The sequence below is a fragment of the bacterium genome (assembly GCA_030583725.1).
In the GTDB taxonomy this organism is placed as follows: Bacteria; Patescibacteriota; Microgenomatia; order UBA8517; family UBA8517; genus JAUYMM01.
In genome coordinates this window covers 697,108-715,588 of record CP129472.1, presented here as the reverse complement: position 1 = coordinate 715,588, position 18,481 = coordinate 697,108, and the positions used below count along the sequence as shown (strand labels likewise).

General features: G+C 36.6%; 8 protein-coding genes and 1 tRNA gene. 8 read left to right on the top strand and 1 reads right to left on the bottom strand.

The annotated features are described in order from the left end of the window. Positions 1-370 precede the first annotated feature (370 nt). The 6 genes from QY322_04105 (at position 371) to QY322_04080 (ending at position 13,078) form a co-directional block, all read left to right on the top strand. Positions 371-7,468 carry a site-specific integrase gene (locus QY322_04105; protein ID WKZ25535.1) on the top strand — a complete coding sequence of 2,366 codons (7,098 nt, stop codon included), beginning with the start codon at positions 371-373 and terminating at the stop codon, positions 7,466-7,468. Between the two features lie 63 nt (positions 7,469-7,531). Further along, entirely contained in the window at positions 7,532-8,743 is a 1,212-nt protein-coding gene (locus QY322_04100) for an ATP-binding protein (protein WKZ25534.1), read from the top strand. 4 nt (positions 8,744-8,747) lie between these two features. After that, positions 8,748-9,572 carry a hypothetical protein gene (locus QY322_04095; protein ID WKZ25533.1) on the top strand — a complete coding sequence of 275 codons (825 nt, stop codon included), beginning with the start codon at positions 8,748-8,750 and terminating at the stop codon, positions 9,570-9,572. A gap of 34 nt (positions 9,573-9,606) precedes the next feature. Then, complete coding sequence (locus tag QY322_04090) at positions 9,607-9,837, top strand: hypothetical protein (GenBank protein WKZ25532.1); 231 nt, start codon at positions 9,607-9,609, stop codon at positions 9,835-9,837. Between the two features lie 25 nt (positions 9,838-9,862). Beyond that, on the top strand, positions 9,863-11,095 hold the full coding sequence (locus tag QY322_04085; GenBank protein WKZ25531.1) for an ATP-binding protein: 1,233 nt from the start codon (positions 9,863-9,865) through the stop codon (positions 11,093-11,095). A gap of 111 nt (positions 11,096-11,206) precedes the next feature. Next, the gene (locus QY322_04080; protein WKZ25530.1) at positions 11,207-13,078 is read left to right on the top strand and encodes a tetratricopeptide repeat protein; all 1,872 of its coding nucleotides are present in this window, start codon (positions 11,207-11,209) and stop codon (positions 13,076-13,078) included. 8 nt (positions 13,079-13,086) lie between these two features. On the opposite strand, the gene QY322_04075 is transcribed toward QY322_04080, so the two are convergent. Continuing rightward, positions 13,087-13,157: transfer RNA gene (locus tag QY322_04075), tRNA-Ala, on the bottom strand. A 63-nt stretch (positions 13,158-13,220) separates the two neighbouring features. Between QY322_04075 and QY322_04070 the strand changes: the two genes are divergently transcribed. Both QY322_04070 and QY322_04065 read left to right on the top strand, forming a co-directional pair. Continuing rightward, positions 13,221-14,600 (top strand): hypothetical protein, encoded by a 1,380-nt coding sequence (locus QY322_04070; GenBank protein ID WKZ25529.1) that lies wholly within the window; start codon positions 13,221-13,223, stop codon positions 14,598-14,600. Positions 14,601-14,680: 80 nt separating this feature from the next. After that, positions 14,681-18,370 (top strand): hypothetical protein, encoded by a 3,690-nt coding sequence (locus tag QY322_04065; GenBank protein ID WKZ25528.1) that lies wholly within the window; start codon positions 14,681-14,683, stop codon positions 18,368-18,370. The last annotated feature ends 111 nt before the right edge of the window (positions 18,371-18,481 follow it).

Below are 18,481 nucleotides of genomic sequence, written 5' to 3'. Positions count from 1 at the left end.
CCAAACTTGATCTAATTCCTGCAAATCTTACAGAAATTGAATAATTACCGATAGCTAAAATAAATTAAAAAACGCAATAATAATTTACCGCATATTTCCGCAAAATAACCATAATGGCATTATTAGGCACAAATAATTCAACCCGATAATAGTAATATTGTAAACTATATACATAAATATAAGATGCTTTGATATATTTGGTAGTAGAATTACTGTGCGGAAATTAAACTATTTTATCTGTGAAACATATATTTAATAATATACTATTTTCATTAACATTTAGCCTCTTGACAGGCTGTGGGTATATAATAATATTAGTACAGGTCGGTATAATCAGTATAATCTGAACCTATTATATAAATTGCGGAAAATGAATAATTCAGAAGTTGTAAACAAAACCAAAGTTATTGAAAATTTTTTAAGATATTTAAAATTACACGGAGTTTCCCTTAAATCTTTAAAATACTACAAATCAGATATTGTTAATTTTTTAACTTGGGCTGGTGATCGCAAGGTTAGCTCAAATTTAATTAGGGAGTATATTAACTCACAAAGACTTACTACCCCACTTTCAACTTTAAATAGGCGTCTTTCAACACTTAGAAGTTACTCAAACTTCACTGGTAGTAACTTTATGAGTGGTGTTGAAAATGTGTCTAGTTTTAGAACAATTTCAAAGTCTTGGCAAGAAAGAATAATTTCAAAGTTTATTAATAAACCTAAGTTAAAGAATGTTTTAACAAGTTTGTTTTTCAACCGACCAAACTGGTACAGAAAGTATCATTCATATCCACTTGCAAGTTATATTCATATCGCAATTTTAATTTTATTTTCATCACTTTCAGGTTATGCGGTATATGATCAGGTTTTCTACTCAACAGACAGGTCACTTGCCTTCCCTACCGCTCTTGAACGACCAAACAGATTTTTATCCTTTCAAGGAAGGTTAACTGATGACCTAGGAAACCCGGAAACTGTAGCAACAAATATGGTTTTTAAGTTATACGCAGTTTCAACCGGGGGAACTGAACTTTGGGATTCTGGAACTTGTTCAATTACACCCGATCAAGATGGTATATTTTCAACCCTACTTGGTTCATCTTGTGGAGCAGAAATTGCTTCAAGTGTTTTTAGTGAAAATGCAGACATTTGGTTAGGTGTAACCGTTGGAACAGACGCTGAAGCAACACCAAGAATACAAATTGCAACAGTTGCATATGCTATTAACTCAGAAACGCTACAAGGCTTTCCCGCGGGGACAGGAACATCTACAATTCCATACATTGATTCAACAGGAACAGTTGTTTTAGCTTCCGCATCACCTAAAATACAATCTACTTCAGGCACCTTTGCAGTAGAAGGACAAGCACTAACCTTAACCACTCCAAATACATCAAACGGTATCATAACCATCAATCCAGATGGCACTGGAACTCTTGACCTAATTTTTGAAGGAGCAGCACCAGGTGGTGGTGCAAATGGTTTTGTAAATGCAACAAATGCAAACATAACTTCTGGATCACTATATGCAGGAACAATTGCCAGTAATGCCACTGGTTACTATTTTATTAATTTTCTATCAGGAGCAACACCAACTTCAAAATTTTCTGTCGACTCAACAGGATTAACTACTATTGGGGCTGATTTATATGTGACTTCTGGAATTTCTACTTTTGGAACACCAGTCTCAGATGGGACAATTGAAGCTACCAAGTTTTGTACAGGTGATGGAGAAACAAACTGTGTGACTGATTTTAGTAGTTTAGGTGGTGGGGGTGGAAGTAGTGTTTGGTCAGACTTACTAACCCCAACTGCAAATCTATCCCTAGCCCATGCAGGTTACACCACTGCATTTACTTTTAACTCAGTCACAGCAGCAGATGCTTTTTCTCTTGCTTCATCTTCATTAACCACAGGGACATTATTTGACCTCTCCTCTACTTCTACAGCAGGTGGAGCAAGTGGTTCATCTAAAATACTAGACATTATAAGAAGTGGAACTAACGCCAATGCATCACACACTGCATATGGACTTTACTCAAATGTCACCAACACAGGAACAACATCAATTAATATCGGTGGTTACTTCTCTGCTTCAGGAGCTACTAATAATTATGGGCTGATTGTAGAAAATGGCAACGTCGGTATTGGGACGACATCGCCTACGGCGAAACTCACCATAAACGAAACGACGGAACAACTTAGACTTGGATATGACGCCAGTAACTACTGGTCAGGTACAATTGGATCGACAGGCGGAATGACTTTAACTGGCACCGGAACAGGTGGGTCATTAACTCTGACCCCAACTGCAGGTCAAAACCTCAATGTCTCCCTTGCCACAACCGGTGATTTTGCTGTTAACACCAACCAACTCTATGTTGACACCTCTGCCGGCAACGTCGGTATTGGGACAACTGGACCAGATGCAAAACTTGATTCTCTGGCAACATCAGGTGAACAATTAAGATTAACTTACACTGACGGAACTGTTTATTCTGGTTTTACATTAGATTCAAATGGATATTTATTAGTTGATCCAACTGGTGCAAGAATTGCTCTTGACGGATCATTACAAGTCGGTAGTACCTCTCCTGTTGCCTACTCCAGATTTGGAACAGCGACAACAGGACATGGTTTTACTACATCAGATGACGTTTTAATCAGTGGAGATTTGGAAGTTGATGGAGTTTTATATTTAGATGGAAGAATAATTTCAAACCCAGATGGTACTGCAACTATTATATTTGCAGATGATGCTTCAGCAGTTAATAGTCCCAACATCCTAGACAATGGTGTCTGGTGGGTAAACAACACAGTTAATAACGGAATGGCAGCCTTAATGGTTAATAATGACAAAGGTGGAGATATTTTTACAGCAAGTGCGTCTGGAACTACTAAATTTACAATTCACAACGATGGCGCCATAACTCTAGCAAGTAATATTTCTTCAACTACTAATACTATTGAAGGAACAATTTTTTATGATAATAACTCAGCAGGAAGTTCTTCTACTGACCACCTCTTTTTATATGGATCTGATAGTGCGTGGCATCGTATTGCCCTGGATATGACCAAGTATTCCCAAACCAACGCCGCTGTCGCTAATCAAAACTATATTGAAATTGCCCACAACCAAAATACCAACGACCTATCTTTAACGGCTTGGATTAAGGATAAAATAACAGGTCTTTGGAAAACTATCACCAATTCCACCCAAACCGTAAAACATGCACTTCAAAACGAATTTGATGATGCTTCTGCAAAAACTTTCTTGGTTGATTCCCAAGGTACCCTTATTAATAACTTAATCAGCTTCTGGACAATGAATGAAGCCAGTGCTGGATCTAGCGCTACCACTCGTAATGATAGTTATGGAAGTAACAACCTGACAGACAACAACACCACCGCTTCAGGTACGGGTAAAGTTAATAATGGAGCAGACTTGGAAAGCACTAATAGTGAATTTTTTGAAATTACTGACAACACCTCACTTTCAACAGGAGACATTGATTTCACCATCAGCGCTTGGGTGAACCTAGAAAGCACAGGAGCTAACCGAACTATCGTCAGCAAGTCAGAGAGTTCATCCGTCAAAGAATATGAGCTCTATTACAACAACACCTCAAGCCGGTTTGAGTTTATTCTTGCCAATTCGTCTGGCACTACCGTTTGTACTGCCACCGCTAATAACCTCGGGGCTCCTTCCACCGCGACTTGGTATTTTTTAACCGCTTGGCATGATGCCACAGCCGACACCTGCAGTATCCAAGCCAACAATGGCACAGTTGATTCAGCCTCAGAAACTGGTGTTGTATCTGACACTGTAGCCAACTTTAGAATTGGAGCTCGATATACAACCGAAGAACTCTTTTTTGATGGCATAATAGACGAAGTAGGTTTTTGGAAGAAAAAATTATCTGCTGCTGAAATTACAGACTTATACAATTCCGGCAATGGTAACTCATATACTACCACAGGCAATCTCACCCGCACTCAAACTAAACTGACAAATATTGAGATTACTCCAGCTATCGATACCGGCACAGGTGGAGATGGGAATATTACGGTTTCAGGTAACACAAATATAAATACAACCAGCCTGATTTCCGGCCGAAGTTGTGCCGACGGTGGCGATGCGGTGAATTACTCGGTAACTACCCTTACTGCAACCACTGCTACTTTAAGCACTACCCCTGCCAGCGGTTGTCTTGCTGCCGGAGATGAGATATTACTTATCAACTTAAAAGGAATTGTGAGTGCCTATGACAATGTCGGAAACTTTGAAACTCTTCGAATTTTAAGTGTTTCATCAAACATTATTACCTTCAAAACCTCAAAGCTTAATTATTACGGTGACATTGCCGGTAGTGATTCAAATATCGGCACTACCAGTGGAACCAACCAATTAGTTATGATCCAAAGAGTTCCCAATTACAACAATGTCACCGTCAACGCCTCCATGAACTTTACTCCGTCGGCTTTTAGTGGTGCCAAGGGCGGTGTGATGTTTTTCAGAGCCACTGGCACAGTTTCCGTAGCCGGGAATATCCACGCTACCGGTTTAGGTTACGCCGGTGGAGCTGGCGGACCTTCACCAAACAGGACTAATGGTTCAAATGGTGTTGGTACAAATTTGAATTCCATAGGTTCGGGTAATAATAATATCGGCGGTGGCGCCGGAGGCGTTTACAATGGAGGACAGGGCGGTGGAGGAGGATCATATGGCACAGCTGGTAACACAAGTACCTACGGCACACTGGCTGGTACTACCTACGGTTCCACCACCTTAGCAAAACTTTATTTAGGTTCTGGCGGTGGAGGTGGGGCAAGTTACTCAGACGGTACGGGGTCCGGGAGTGGTGGTGCGGGCGGTACTGCTGGGGGAATAGTAACTGTCAGCGCAGAAAATATTACTGTCACCGGTTCTATCAGGGCCAACGGCAATGCGGGTTCAAACGGTGTTACACACGGAACAGGTGGAGGTGGGGCAAGTGGTGGTTCCGTCAAAATAATGGGCAAGAACCTAACACTGGGATCTTCCCTGGTAAGCGCTACGGGTGGAAGTGCTGGTAGTGGCTACGCCGGTAGTCACGGAGGAGCGGGGGGAAGTGGCAGAATCGCAATTGAATACTCGTCATCGATTTCTGGAACTAGTTCCCCTGCTTCCAACACATCACTCTCTGGCTACCATACCTATGGTTTGTATCACAGTAAAGTAATAAGCACCCCAAATTCAGCCAGTCTTGAGTCAATCAGGTGGGAAACTCCAATTGTGCCATATAGTAAAGTTTCCTTCCAAACCAGAAGTGGTTCTACCCTGTCCCCAACTGACGGAACTTGGGAAGCTTGGAAACCGTTTACTGCTACCTCCAACTACCTTGATTTAAGTGATGGTAATACCCATACCGAGTGGACAGGTACTAACTTGACTGTGGCCGATGGTGACGTCACCAGAAACGTTGATCAGTTTGAAGATGAAGATGAGGCAACTGCCGGTAATCTCACCAAGCTTACTTCTTCTACCAATGGTGGTTACGCTGAAGACACCATCACTTCAGCTAATCTTTCCGGCTACGACTATCTCACTTTTTGGATCAGAGCTTCGCAAACTGGCAGTACTGTAAAAGTGGGTATGGGAGAAAGTGCCGGCACGGAACAGGAAGAGTTTGTAAAAATTGACGCAGCTGACGTTTGGCAAAAGGTATATTGGGATTTGTCTGACATACAATCGGGTGCAAGAGATGCTATTACAAAATTAAGGTTTACAAACTTAATTGCATCCTCAAATACTATATATATTGATAATGTTAGAGCTGAAAAGTTGTTAACTGATAATAACTTTTCCAAAATAACTTCTACCCCGAACGAGTATTTACAGTATAGGATCATACTCTCCACCACCAACAACTCCTATCAGCCTCAAGTGGAAAATGTATATCTTACTTACAACGATGGCTACAAAATTGAGCAAGTTGACACCAACACCGTCCGCCTTTATAACTACACCGGTGAAGAGCAGGAATTACGTCTTGATGCCGTAGTTTTTGGCGCTGATTTGGCAGAATGGTACACAGTTGATGATGACTCAATTGGTGCAGGAGACTTAGTTTCCATAACCGGAAAAATGGATGAGTTTAGTGTTCCTATACTTACTAAGGCAAAATCAATTAACGACCCAAATCTAATTGGAGCTATTTCTACCAAGGCAGGCAAAACTTTAGGCATTGAAGCCGAAAATAGAAGGCTTTTGGGTTTGGCTGGTCGAATTCCGGTCAAAATTGACCCTAACTCCCCTGCTATTTTTGCAGGAGCAGAACTAACCTCATCCCAAACACCGGGTTTGGCCACCCTAGCTATGGCTGGAGACCGTACAATTGGTAAAGCAACTGAAAACTGGGAACCAAACACTGGAAAAGACACAATTACTATAATTATTGATAATTCTTACGCTCCAAATCCAACGTCCATGGAGAGTCGAGTTTACCGTTATCTATATAGTACCAGAGAACTAATTGATGTGGTTACAGAAAGAGTAGTTACCCAGATTGGTATTTTTGCAGGCATAATTACTCCAGAGATTAAAACTAATATCATCTCCCCAATTGCAGATTCTAGTTTAATCATTGATCTCTCAGCTTCTGAATCTGCAAGATTAGTTATTAATGGACAAGATAATCAAGAAGTAGCATCAATTGACTCTTTGGGTAATGCAAACTTTGAAGGTACTGTTGAATCCAATCAATTAGCGGTAAATGGTGATGCAACAATTTCAGGAACATTATATGCAGATGATATTGAGTCAACCAGACTTTCAGAAATTGAAGAATTATTGCGTGAGGTTGAAACAAACCAAAGTTTATTGGCAGAAAGTCAAAATTGGAGCACTGATACTTCTTTTGAAGATGGTACATTTACTAACTTGATTGCAGAAAGTATACAAGCAAACAACTTATATGTTACAGGTCAAGCTGCAATATCATCACTTTTTGTCTCTGACCTATTAACTGTCAACAAAATAGAGTCACTTGATATGCCACTACAAATTCAATCTCTTGCAGCTACCCCACTTGAAATAATGGCAGGAAAAATAACAGTTGATATTGATGGAAACACTAAATTTTTGGGTAATGTTGAAGTTGCAGGTAACCTAACTATTAATAATATAATTGTTGCAAATAATATTGATACTACTGCTACAGAATCTGCAACAATCGTAGAAGGAGAAATAAACTCAAATGCTACAGCTGGAAAAGCAGTTTTACCTGCAAACACAAGGAAGGTTAGAATAAACAATAACAAAGTATCTCTTAATACTCTAATCTATATAACACCAATAGCTTCTACACAAAACAAAGTGCTATATGTAAAATCTAAAGATACTGGTTACTTTGAGGTTGGTTTTTCTGATACACTAGAAACAGACGTTGAATTTAACTGGTGGATTATTGAATTAGAAGGTATTTAGTGCTGTTAATGAATGAGATATGTTTTTCTTGACAAATCATATAGGTAGGTATATGATTTACACATGTATTTATATACTAGGCATATTTCAAGGAATCTAAATCAGACACTAAAAAACAACAAATCTATTTTGTTGCTTGGACCCCGTCAGGTTGGAAAATCGACATTAATAAGAGAAGTCTTGTCCAAAAAACATCATTTCGACTCAATCCTCCTCCAAAATCCGGCCTTAAGAATCATTTACGAAAAGGAACCAGCCAGACTTATTCAGGAATATGAATTAGCTAACACTGCTGATATTATTTATATTGATGAGATTCAAAAAGTTCCTGCACTTTTTGATAGTATCCAATATCTAATTGATGAACATCATAAAAAATTTATATTAACTGGATCCTCTGCACGAAAATTGAGAAGGTCGCATGCAAACCTTCTGCCGGGAAGGTTAATCCTTCAACATCTTGACCCACTTATGTGGGGAGAGCTTGGCATAACTATCAAAAATTATATTCCAGAAATAGGATTGCCAAATATTATTACGAAAGATAATAATTTCAGCCTTAATGACTGCATGGTTTATGGTTCTCTTCCTGAGGTTGTTTCTATCCCCGCTCCTCAAAGAAAACAATTACTCCATAGTTATTCAACAATTTACTTAGAAGAAGAAATTAGAGCTGAAGCCATAAGTAGAAATCTAGGTTTATTTAGCTCATTTTTACAACTTGCAGCATATGAATCAGGAGGTAACCCTAATTTTACTTCACTTTCAAACCAAACAGGGATATCAGTAATTACTGTTAAAGAATATTATCAAATATTATTAGATACTCTCATAATTCATCAATTACCTCCATTTATTAAAAATGCAAGAAAAAGAATTGTCAAAACGCCGAAATATTATTTCTTTGACATAGGTGTAAAAAATGCAGTTGCCGATATTCCACTTGAAGCAAATTTAACCAATATTGACAGAGGTTCATTATTTGAACATTTTGTAATTTTAGAAATGTTTAGAAGGCAAAATTTAAAAGGTGATTTTAAATTATATTATTGGAGAACACAAAGTGGTCTTGAGGTAGATTTAATCATTGAGACTAATAACAAAGTTATTCCTATAGAAATTAAGTCAGGTAAAAACATCGGATTAAAAGATTTATCTGGTCTTAATACTTTTTTAGATGATAACAAACTAGAAAAAGGATATGTTATTACAACGGATCAAAAACCATACAAATTAAGTGATCGTATTACTGTAATTCCTTGGACATATCTTTAAAACCGTGAATCATATTTATATAAATAATAAAAAGACTGTACTTTCTTCTAATTTTGATCATAATTTATTGAAGGATGTTCTTTGGTCTCCTGAAAATTTTAATAACCACGGGGAAATTATCAAAGAAATAAAAAATAAAAATCCTTATGTTGTTTCGATATTTATCGAAAGATTAAAATGGGAACTTAGACATAAAAAGAAATATGTCAAATTAACTAAAATTCCTATACAAACCCTTTATCATGAACTACTTTTTAAAAAACTATATGAAGAATATGGAGAAGATGAAGTTAATGAAGTATATAGAAGCTGGTTAGATAAGTACGATCGAAACGATGATTTAATTTTTAAAAAAGAAATTGAACCAAAATATAAAGATGAGATTCTTTTAAAAAATAAGAATCATACTAAATTATTTAAAAATCGGTGTGAATATAAAAGGGAAAGATATTACAATCTTCCTGAACCTTTGAATTGGGTTGATTGGCGTACACTATTTGATAATCTTTTCATTTGGCAAGATGGTAATAAAAAATACGCTCACCGAGGTGGAGGCGGATCATCACAAGCAAGAGAAACTAATAGTAAATTTATGTATGCTTTATTAGCTTTAAACAAATTCAATCCAATTCCATCGTACTTAATGATCTATACAGAAAATAACAAACTTACATTAGCAAAGAGGTTTGGTTCACTTACTGTCCCAGATTATGACATTGGTTCAAATTACTCAGTTGATAGAAAATTGGATAGTGATTTGAAAAAAAACGGCAGATTCATGACTTGGAAAGATATATTTAATCCTAATCGCTTAATTATAAAAAGTTAATAATCACCACCATGCAACAGCAGGAAAAGCAGTTTTGCCTGCAAACACAAGGAAGGTTAGAATAAACAATAACAAAGTATCTCTTAATACTCTAATCTATATAACACCAATAGCTTCTACACAAAACAAAGTGCTATATGTAAAATCTAAAGATACTGGTTACTTTGAGGTTGGTTTTTCTGAAACACTCGAATCAGACGTTGAGTTTAACTGGTGGATTATTGAACTGGAATCAATAGAAAGTGAACCCGTCTTGACTAACTAAAAAGTTATAGTTATACTTAAAAGAAATGATAAAAAATACAGAAGTTTTAGATACAAATAAAATATATATGACTAGAGATAGGTATATTGACTTAATAAGGCCGTTTATTGGTAAAAATATCGTCAAAGTTATTACTGGCCAAAGAAGGGTTGGGAAAAGTTATTTAATGCTTGAAATAATTGATGTTATTAAAAATAATAACAAAAAGGCAAATATCATCTATATAAACAAAGAAAGCTATGAATTTGACAAGATTAAAAATTATCACGATCTTATTAAATATATTACCCCTCTAAAAAAGATAGGTATGAATTATCTGTTTATTGATGAGGTACAAGAAATAGAAAATTTTGAAAAAGCGATTAGAAGCTTTTTTTCAAGCAAAAAGTTTGACATATTTTTAACAGGCAGTAACAGCCAAATGTTATCATCTGATATCGCAGGCAAACTTTCAGGGAGATTTATTGAATTTCGAGTCCATCCCTTGTCTTACAGTGAATTTTTGAAGTTTCATAAGCTGGAAAATGACAACCCATCTTTGGAAAAATATATAAAATATGGCGGACTCCCCTATCTAATTAATTTGGAGCTAAATGACGACCAAGTTTATGGCTACTTAAAGGGTGTTTATGACACTGTAATCTTAAAAGATGTTGTTAAAAGGTATGCAATTCGAAATATCAATTTCTTAAATAGATTAATTGAATACTTGTCAGATAATTTAGGCTCTATTGTATCTGCCAAAAAGATTAGCGACTTTTTAAAATCTCAAAATATCAATCTATCGCCAAATACTGTATTAAATTATCTATCGTCTATAACAGGAAGCTATTTTATAAATAAAACACAGCGAATCGATATTGTAGGCAAAAAAATATTTGAGATTGGCGAAAAATATTATTTTGAAGACTTAGGTTTAAAACATGTTGTCTCAAATTTTAAGCAAACCGATATTAACAAGATTCTTGAAAATTTGGTCTATTCAAAACTTATCGAATTAGGATATGTTGTTTACGTTGGTCAATTAGGAAAAACAGAAGTTGATTTTGTCGGAGAGCATTCAGGAAAAAGGGTTTATGTTCAAGTGACATATTTATTGTCCTCTCAAAAAGTCAGGGCAAGAGAATTTGGTAATTTACTGAGCATCAAGGATAATTATCCTAAATTTGTAGTATCAATGGATAGTATGGCAAGTGGAAACACAGATGGAATTAAGCATTTAAGCATCTCTGATTTTTTACTTTTGAAAAGTTTTTAACCAGCCTGCCCCGTTTTACGGGGTGGATAATCGAGCTGCAGTGATATGATCATGAACTTGAGGCAGTTTTAAACAAGACAAATTAAAAAAATCTTGTTACACTTATAAAATATGAAATATTTAGACAATATTAAATCCAGCTTAACAGCTATTGAAAAATACACTATATATATAAGTTTGTTTTTGTTTCCCCTATTGTTCTTTCCATTTTTTGAAAATGCGTTTGAACTACCTAAATTATTATTAGGAGTGTTGTCTGTAGTAATTTTAGTGCTTTTAAAAATTACTAAGTCAATTATCAAGGGAAGTGTTGAATTTAACTCCAGCAAGCTTGATTTTGCAGTTATAGTTTTTATGGTAGCTATCCTACTTTCAGGTCTATTCTCTAGCGCAAATAAAGTTGATGCATTTCTTTTGCCCGGTACTGCAAGTTTTGTATTAATTGCAGGTATCTACTACTTTTTGATAAACCAAATTAGTAAAAAGGATAAAAACAATTTAGTAAATGTTATTTTGGCATCTGGTTTGACGGTATCAACAATTCAAATTGCCTCATTTTTAGGTATAACCAACCTAATTCCACAACTACCAGAGGTTATTAAATTACAATTTTTTAACCCCCTAGGTAGTACCTTGAACTTAATTGTCTTTTTAATAGCTTTACTTCCTATATTGATCAAGAAAGCTTTTAACAAAACTGACATTTCAGAAAAGATTCTTTCACTAATTGTATCTGTTGTCTTTTTGATTAGTATTTCTACTTCAATTTATTTAATTTTGCCAAATAGACAAACTACTCCTAAAATACTAGATTTTAAAACTGGTTGGTCAGTAGCAATCGATTCATTAAAAATAAGTCCCCTCTTAGGTTCTGGGCCAGGAAACTACTTACAAGCATTTAATCAATTTAGACCCGTTGCGTTTAACTTGAGTCCAAACTGGAATTTAAAATATACCCAGAGTACAAGTTCATTACTAACTTTATTTACTGAAACAGGTATTTTAGGTTTTGTTACTCTTTTAACCTTAATGTATCTTGCATTTAGAAAACCTGAGTTTGAAAATTCATTATTTGTATCACTTGCAATTCTTTCACTTGGTTTTATTAGTCTTCCCCTATCTATGTCAATCTTACCTCTTTTATTTTTATTTCTTGCATTAAGTGCAGAGGTTAAAGATGGTAAAGTTGCTTTCTTTGTAAAAAGATATGCAATTGTTTTATTGGTTACCCCTATTATTTTCATTTTAATTGGGGCTAGTTATCTATTTGGACGTGCATATTATGCAGAACTATTATTTAACAAGACTATTAAAGAAATTGGTAACAGCCAAGGAGTTATGGCCTTTGAATTGATTAACAAGGCTGTTAAGATAAACCCATATTCAGACAAATATCACCAGCTGTCAGCAGGAATTAACTTGGCTTTAGCTGAAAATATAGCTAGAAAAGAAGATTTAACAGACCAAGACAAAGAAACAATATCACAATTAATTCAACAATCAATTGTTGAAGGTAAGGCTGCTGTTTCTATTGGTCCTAATAAATCCTCAAACTGGGATGCTCTCTCAAATATCTATCAGACAATAATTTCGTTTGCACAAGGTGCTGACACTTTTGCAATCCAAACTCTTACACAAGCAATTTCACTTGACCCAACTAACCCAATATTAAGAATTAGATTGGGCGGACTTTACCACTCTCTTGGTGACTACGAAAGAGCTATTGAAGTTTTTAAGTTGGCAGTTCTTGCAAAACCAGATTATGCTAATTCATATTACAACTTGGCAATTTCATATAAAGAGGCAGGGCAAACAGAAAAAGCAAGGGAAAATATACAAATAGTCTTAAATCTATTGGGCAAAGATGATCTAAACTACGAAACAGCACTAAAAGAACTGGAAAAAATAGAGTCTTTGACACAACCTGAATCTCTACCTGAACCAATTATAGAGCCTCAAGTTGAGTTACCCCCACAAGAGTAAACATTAAGTGGACTGTGCCAGAATCGGACTGGCGTTTCATCAATGCGAATGATGTGTACTACCACTGTACTAACAGCCCAAACATAGCTGTCAACACAATTTTATTGTGATAACAGCCCATATTCTATTATATAATGAATTAATGCCTAAATCTCAAAAATATATTAAGGGTGTTATTGACCCTTTGAGTATTATTAGTGTCTTGTTTTTGGTTGTTACTTTAATTGTGGGTACTGCAGTTACTACAAACAAGAATTTTTCCCTAAATATCTCAGAAAAGGCTTCAGGTAACAGTTGTTTTGACGAATGTAGAAAAGAAAAAGGTAGAGTTTATTGTAACAACCAGTGTGGTGTAAATATAAACTACAAGGGCGAGGAGGTTGCAGTCACCACGAACAGCACAACATCCTCAACCGGTACCACCTGTGATGCCAACGGAAAACAATATTCTGCTGGTGATGTTGTTCTCTATGGAGGAATCGGAAGTTATGCAACTTGTGGATCAGACGGTAGATGGAAAGTAGGAGAAGGATCCTTAAGCCAAGTCAAACCTGAAAATGTACCATCATACGCACAGGAAACGTACAAACAAGAGGTTCAACAACAAGCCCAAAATCAGATAAGTCAACAGAGCAATAACACTGAAGGTAGTTTTTGTAATGTCTCACTAGTTTCCTCTTTTTGTGGTGATGGTAGTAACTGCCCAAGCAATGTCTATTGTCAAATATGGAAAACAACAACTTGTAGTGAGGAGGTAGTTGTCACATCAACGTCCTGTTCAACTTCATCTACTGGTTCTGTAACAGTTAGCACCAAAGAATGTAGCAGCGGAGAAAAAGAATGTAGTGGAAACACATTAAGAACTTGTTCTCAAAATGGAATCTGGGTAAGTCAAAATTGCCAGAATGGTTGTACAAACGGAGCTTGCATAGCAAGTACATCTGTTAGCATTGAAGTTAACCGTGATGATTCAGGAACAACACGTGACTTAACAACAATTGCAAAAGACCAAGATCAAAAAGTAATTGATGCTGTTACCATACCAGTTGCCTACCAAACTTACAGGCCAACTGTAGAAAAACTAGGCGATGGATTTTTAAGAACTGTTACATCTACAATTAATAATGCAGACACCACCGAAATACTGTATGCCATAACACAAAGTTTGCACACAAAAGACGTGGCACAGTTGGCCAAACCAACTGTAAATATGCAACAGACAAACAACTTTGCTGATTGTAACCGTGAAGGACTAACCCACGATCAGACAGCAGAATGTAATAAAAAGTTGAACCAAGTATATAATGCACCAATCATAGGGAGATATTTGCAAGCGTTTTCTGATTCAGGCAATATTTTTCAATGGCAACAGCTTGGATATAGTAGCTCAGAAGAAGCAGTCCAAGCTTGCGTTGATCAGAATGGAATAAGTGCAAGCTATGGATGTATGAGGCAAATGACGGGATACGGAGCAGAACAGGTAGCTAGCTCTGTACAACTTGGAAAACTGGTACTGCTTTAGCCGGCATAATTGCAAGCCCATTTGGTTGGGGTACAGGGGCCTTAACTGGAGCTCAGGCGATATCATTAGGTTTTGCAAGTATGACAACAATGCAAACCGGAACTACAGCCGATGTCTGTATAACAAATCCAGGGTCTGACGAGTGCACATATAATGCTATATGGACAGGTGTTGGATGGACAAATATTGGTACCTCTGCAATGTTAACGAGAGCAATTCAAACAGGGAGAGGGATTCAAGCAGCCACCATAGTAAATACTGGTGTAAATCTAGCTAATATTGGAGTAGATGCGTGGGATATAACTCAATCATGTGGTGATGGACAGTTTGCATCAGATTTTGGATGTGTAGCTGCGTGGGGAGGTTTAGTTTTTGATGTTGGACAAGGTGGGGTTGATATTGCAAGAGCAATTTCAAACCTACCGGGGTCAAATTTCGCCGGATCTGTTATGCAATTGGATGGTCCAAGCCTTGGTGCGTTACCAGATAATATACCAGGTGGTGCTATTGACAAGGTTGACTTAGACGGAAAAAGATTTGTCAATTTTGATGAAAACAACATAGGTCAATATTTACCTTCTTCCACAGTACCGAGTATGAGTGATCTAGCAAAAAATACTTCAACACAACAAATTACCATCCCAAGTGACGGTATTGGAGCCTTAGGTTTTGGTCCAGGAACTGTTTTACCAGCCCCAAACCCAACAAGTGTTCACTTAGCAAAACTCCTAGATAATGCTGGAGTTAATTTAAGTTTTCCAGATGTAACCATAAATAATTTGACCAATACTATTGCTCGTAGCCCCCTTACAGGGGATGTCTCAATCACAACACTTGATACTGTAATATTACCTAATGGCTCACCAACTAATCTTAACAATGTCATGGCCCAAGCTGCAAATACCCCACCTACAGCCCTCACCCCAGACACTCCAAATAACTCACGGGGTGGAATTGGAAACTGGTTAGAAAATATGATTGGAGGAAATAACACGCCATCTACTAATATTGATGCTCCAAATATAATAGATGGTGTTATTATTGACAATGCTCCAAACATAGGCATATCTAATTTGGAAATTAGTATCAACGACGGAAACGTCCCCAATGTCCCAAACCTAGAAAGTGTAAAGCGATCCATTGGCAACGAAAGCTTCAGTATAAATCCCAGTAAACCAACGTTGGAAAAATATACCATTGCAAATGGCGGACCACCGCCAACGGTAATCGATTTATCAAACGCTCGCCCTAGAGACTTTTCTCCACCCCAACGGGCAATTATTGATTATTCGCTTGGTAAAATAAGTAGACAAGAACTTGATGTAACCATTTTTAACTTCTTTGGTGATAATGTTACATATAAATTTGTGTCTCTTGAAGAACTAAAAAAATATAGCCCTACTGCAGATCTTGGAACAACTGGAATTAATTACAAGAATGGAACCGCCAAAATATTTTTACTAGACCCATCCGAAGTATCAAAGATACACGGCCTTACGTATGACGAAGCTGTTTTAATACAACTCCAAACACTAGGACACGAATTTGGCGAAGCATACGATAGTATTATTAGGGACACACCTTTGGATGCATGGGCATCTGAATACAGAGCAAGAAACTTCGATCAACGATTTATTGAAGAATTGGGGTTAAATCAAAATCCTATGTTTAGTCAACAATACAGGGAAGTGGATTCGTTTTTAAAAGAGATGGAGAGTAAAAGCAAAGTTATAATAGAACCAACAAATTGGTTTCAACAAAAAATCTACTCCCCAACTGATGGGTTTTTACCTGTAGTTAGAAATTGGTTTGATGATACTTTTGGCAGACTTCTTGGCAGTGTCAGCCCTGCAAACAATTCAGAACTACCATCAAGTCAAGCTATAAATCTCTATAATGACCAGTTGGCAACTAAATATAATGAATCAGATTACTTACAAAAAGTAAGGGCAGGTCAACAAAATTTACAAATAGAAAATCATATAGTAGATAAAATCATTAAAGAAGAACCTGTCTTGATATTTCACAGGCTAGCTAGTGAATCAGACATAGACGGAGTTTCTAAGAATGGCATACAAGGCAACTATCAAATCCTCACACCTGACGGAAAAAATCCAAGAGTTGCTTATTTTACCCTAGTCCCACCAAATACAGTTACAGAAGCGGATATTTTTGTTAACTTGAACGTACAAAAAAAATACAAGATATATGATGCAAGGAATGTTGATATTACAAATAGTCAAGAATTTTATAGCGATCTTTACAGTTCGGGATATGATGGTGTTATAACAAAAGGCGGTGTAAATGCCGCAAATGCAAATCACAATTTTGTATTATTTGACGGAACAGAAGCGGCCGGAAAAGTAAAACAGGTAAAAGCCGTCGCAGACGACAATGTTATTAGCACACCAACAAATCTATCTACTGAACTTAGTTTCAACTCAAAACTTAAAGACTGGTTTGATGGGCTAACAAATCCAACCTTAAAACAAAAATATGAATTATCTGTTCGTGACACACTCAATTTCTATAGCGGTGATACTTACATTGCAGGATCAAACTTAGAGAATACAAGAGTGAGATTCTTAGAGTATGGTCTAGATCCAACAATAATGGACGAAATTGATAATAAGATATTAAGTAAGGGTCCAATAGGAATTGTATTAGATCAGCTAGGTTTTGAAATAAGAACTATACTTTTTGATGCTAGAAACCAAGCGAATCCTTATATAAATAATTTTGATGATATGACCCCAACTGCCCCAAGAGTTCTTGATGTTGGAGATGAAGGATTGCCAAAAACAATCGAAATAAATATCCCAAGTAAGAATGTAGATGATTTCATCACAAGCCCAAATGTAAGTAGATTAACGCAATTTACAAATAGATATTCTCCAGTATTTTTTATTATTGGTGCAACATATGGAGGATATCAATATTGGGAAAATTATGTTTCAGATGAAACAAAACAAGCATTATCCGACTTCTGGCAAAATATTACCTCACCCATTTTTGATTTGCTTAATGATCAAAAAGTAGATGAAAATGCTGGCGCCCCAGACCAGATAGAGAGAAGTTCTTACAAATCAACCAACGAAGTAATTATAAAAAATAATCCTGCGATAGTATACCCTTCAAAAAAATCTGTACCTAGCGAATGTTCGAATTTAGAACTTTTAAATACATCTGTAGTAGGAGCAAATACGGGAATTAGATATGACGAATCTTTTGTACCCGATGTTGTTGCTGTAAATGACAAAATCGAAGGTGCAAGATTTTCTCTATGGACCGATACTTGGATGGTTAAAGAAGCTGTCGACCCCGTTCAACAGTGGGTGTCATGGATAAACGAACAAGGATATTCTCCGTTTATAAGTTCTGCTTATAGATCTTACGAAACCCAAGATGCATACAGCAGTTCTTATGGAAACGAAGCCGCAACAGCAGGAGGTTCTTGTCACCAAAGTGGATTGTGTTTTGATGTGCACTACTTTATCGATAATAAGACAGGGGTGTTGCACGAGTTGTGCTACGATCCAAATAGACCTGAGTGTAAAATCAATACTGATGCACAAATTAAAGCACAAGAGTTAGGAATTGCGCACCCGTATGAGTGGGATCAACCTCATTACTTTGTAGCAGTTGCAGCAAGTCCCGCCATACTTCCTTTTGTACAGCAACAATCAGTTAGACAGACCTATATCGATCAATTAAATGATGAGCTCTTGAAGCTTCAATCAAAATGTAACAAATATGTTTCAGCACCCTGACCGATAATCAACCCCCTTTAGTGGCTAGATAAATACTAAAATATACAAAGTTTGCAACTAACCACCTAACTTTGTTGACAAAGTTGCAAACTTGGTAAGGTCCCAGCTTGC

Coding starts and splice junctions, on each gene's coding strand:
- QY322_04085 (WKZ25531.1), top strand. CDS start 9,863: ATGATAAAAAATACAGAAGTTTTAGATACAAATAAAATATATATGACT.
- QY322_04080 (WKZ25530.1), top strand. CDS start 11,207: ATGAAATATTTAGACAATATTAAATCCAGCTTAACAGCTATTGAAAAA.
- QY322_04070 (WKZ25529.1), top strand. CDS start 13,221: ATGCCTAAATCTCAAAAATATATTAAGGGTGTTATTGACCCTTTGAGT.
- QY322_04105 (WKZ25535.1), top strand. CDS start 371: ATGAATAATTCAGAAGTTGTAAACAAAACCAAAGTTATTGAAAATTTT.
- QY322_04065 (WKZ25528.1), top strand. CDS start 14,681: ATGACAACAATGCAAACCGGAACTACAGCCGATGTCTGTATAACAAAT.
- QY322_04100 (WKZ25534.1), top strand. CDS start 7,532: ATGTATTTATATACTAGGCATATTTCAAGGAATCTAAATCAGACACTA.